Source organism: Corynebacterium gottingense (assembly GCF_003693265.1).
Taxonomy (GTDB): Bacteria; Actinomycetota; Actinomycetes; order Mycobacteriales; family Mycobacteriaceae; genus Corynebacterium; species Corynebacterium gottingense.
On the sequence record NZ_RDRE01000084.1, the window covers coordinates 1 to 2542 of the forward strand.

Annotated in this window: 4 protein-coding genes; 3 read left to right on the forward strand and 1 reads right to left on the reverse strand. The window is 66.6% G+C overall.

The genetic code is table 11. From position 1 onward, the window contains the following. Positions 1 to 153 precede the first annotated feature (153 nt). Positions 154 to 780 carry a DnaB-like helicase N-terminal domain-containing protein gene (locus EAW56_RS11690; protein WP_095547922.1) on the forward strand — a complete coding sequence of 209 codons (627 nt, stop codon included), beginning with the start codon at positions 154 to 156 and terminating at the stop codon, positions 778 to 780. On the opposite strand, the gene EAW56_RS11695 is transcribed toward EAW56_RS11690, so the two are convergent. Further along, positions 693 to 1769 (reverse strand): pseudouridine synthase, encoded by a 1077-nt coding sequence (locus EAW56_RS11695; RefSeq protein ID WP_415528558.1) that lies wholly within the window; start codon positions 1767 to 1769, stop codon positions 693 to 695. The genes EAW56_RS11690 and EAW56_RS11695 overlap by 88 nt on opposite strands. On the opposite strand from EAW56_RS11695, the gene EAW56_RS12785 reads away from it, so the two are divergent. Both EAW56_RS12785 and EAW56_RS11700 read left to right on the forward strand, forming a co-directional pair. Further along, positions 1705 to 1851, forward strand: a complete 147-nt coding sequence (locus EAW56_RS12785) for a hypothetical protein (RefSeq protein ID WP_165765395.1) — start codon at positions 1705 to 1707, stop codon at positions 1849 to 1851. The genes EAW56_RS11695 and EAW56_RS12785 overlap by 65 nt on opposite strands. 71 nt (positions 1852 to 1922) lie before the next feature. Continuing rightward, a partial coding sequence (locus EAW56_RS11700; RefSeq protein ID WP_122086728.1) for a universal stress protein occupies positions 1923 to 2542 on the forward strand: 620 nt, incomplete at its 3' end.

Below are 2542 nucleotides of genomic sequence, written 5' to 3' on the forward strand. Positions count from 1 at the left end.
GCGCTTCTCGTCGTCGGCGGGGTAGTCGGTGCCGCGTGGCCGCAGATCGCGCCGATGCTTCCGGCGGAAGTCACCGCGCTTATTCCGTAGCCGCGCACCACTCCGTTCCATCCGCTAGTATGTGCGAATAGTCAACTAGCTGAAAGGAGTGGCATGGCAGATCAACAGCGCCGCTACACCGAGGTCGAGACGGAGGGGCACCCCGATCTCGACCCGGACTTTCCTCCCTACAACCCTCGGCACGACAGCGAGGCGCTCCTCCTCTCCGCGCTTTTGTGGGCAGGTCAGCGCGGCGACCTCCAGACCGTCAACGAAGCCCTCAATATCGTCGAGGCGGGAGATTTCTACCGCCCTAACTACGCCAAGATCTTCCGAGCGATCCAGGAGCGTGCCGCGGAGGATCGCCCGACCGATTCAGCAACGGTGATCGCCACGCTGAGCGCCAAGGGCGCGAAAGACGGGATGACTACGCGCGACACCACCGAGCTCATGGCCACGCTCCTCGGCCTCCAGGCGAACGACCTGCTCGCCGCCGAGTACGCGCGCCAGGTCCTCTCGCTGTCGTACCGGCGCCAGTTCCGCCGCATGGTGCAGCGGCTCGCGCAGATCGCGGACGAGGCGCCCGAGGACGAGCTGTTCGCGCAGCTCGTCGCGCAAGGCAAGCAGCAGCGCGCGGCGTGGGAGCGGTTTGCTTATAGGCGCCACCCTGCCCCCGGCAGCCACGCCTCAGCTCGGAATTCACGCTCCCGGCCGGAGAGCGGGTCGGTGAAGCCGAGGTAGACGGACGTGAGCAGCATCGGTCGGGAGAAGTCTTCGGTGCCGAAGGGGCGAATGGTGGGGTAGATGGGGTCGCCAAGGATTGGGGCACCGGCGGCGCACATCTGGATGCGCAGCTGGTGGGTCTTGCCGGTGACGGGCTCGAGAAGGTAGCTGGCCAGCGGCTCTGGGGTGGAATAGGTGGCGGCGAGGGAGGGGGACAAGGGGGCGTCGATAAGCGAAATCTGCGTGACGTGCGTGGTGGCATTGGGTGTGCCGGGGACGAGCGTGGCGGCGACGTCGCCGGTGACTTTGTGGATGCGGTGGCGCCACGTGGTGGGCGAGATCGGGCGGTGCGGCGCGATGGCGGTGTACTGTTTGCGCACCTCGCGGCGGGCGAAAAGCTCCTGGTAGGGGCCGCGGAGCTCACGGCGTTTGGTGAAGAGGAGGAGGCCGGACGTCATGAGGTCGAGCCGGTGCGCCGGGGTGAGCTCCTCGTTGCCGGTCGCGCGGCGGAGGCGGACCGTGGCCGTTTCGGTGATGTGGGCGGCGCGCGGCATCGTGGCGAGGAAGGGCGGCTTGTTGATGACGAGGATGTCGTCGTCCTCGAACACCGTCGTGATCCGGTACGGGACCTCGCGCTCCGGGGCGGGGCGGCGGTAGAAGAAGACGTCGGTGCCGGGGGAGAGAACCCGGTCGGCGGCGATGGGCTGGCCGCTGCGCATCACGACCTCGCCGTCGGCGAAACGGCGGGCTACGGCGTCGGGGGTGTCCTCGGGGTGGCGGTGGCGCTGGCTTGCGATGACTTCCGCGAGGAACTCGAAGGCGGTGAGCGGCGCGTCGGTCTCGGGCACGCGGACGCGGGAAGCACCGAGGCCGTCGCGCGGGGGCAACGGCGGTGCGAGCTTGCTCTTTTTGCGGGCCATAGTATGTAGTAGCGTATCCGGCATGGACATTGGAGCAATGCTAGACCCAATTTTGCAGTTCTTTTCCGAGGGGATCGGTAAGGGCATCGCTGACCTGTTCAGGTTCCTGTACGAGGTCTTCTTCCCCGCCAACGCGGACGCCGCCGAGAAGGTTGAGATTCCGCAGTAACGGAGACTGCGCCCACGCCACCGCGCTACACTGAGGATATAACCAGTTCCCCAATCGAAAGGGCGGAGGTAATGAGCCGCGAAGAACGAGAAAACCTGGAAGACCGCGAAGACATCGTCGTTGTCGCTGTGGATGGCAGCCCCGCATCGCAGACTGCGGTGCGCTGGGCGGCGAACACCGCCATGAAGCGAGGCATCCCGCTGCGTCTGGCCTCCAGCTACACCATGCCCCAGTTCCTCTACGCGGAGGGTATGGTTCCGCCGCAAGAGCTTTTCGACGATCTCCAGCGCGAAACCCTGAAGAAGATCGACGAGGCCCGCGACATCGCCCTCGAGGTGGCGCCGGACATCAAGATCGGCCACGCCGTTGCCGAGGGCTCCCCGATTGACATGCTGCTGGAGATGTCGCGTAGCTCCACGATGGTGGTCATGGGTTCCCGCGGCCTGGGCGGCCTGTCCGGCATGGTCCTGGGCTCCGTCTCCGGCGCCGTCGTCTCCCACGCGTCCTGCCCGGTCGTGGTGGTGCGCGAGGACAACAACGTCACCGACGCCAACAAGTACGGCCCGGTTGTTGTCGGCGTCGACGGTTCTGAGGTGTCCCGTCGCGCCGTTGAGTACGCCTTTGAGGAGGCGAACGCTCGCAAGGCGGAGCTCGTGGCGGTGCACACCTGGATCGATACGCAGGTGCAGGC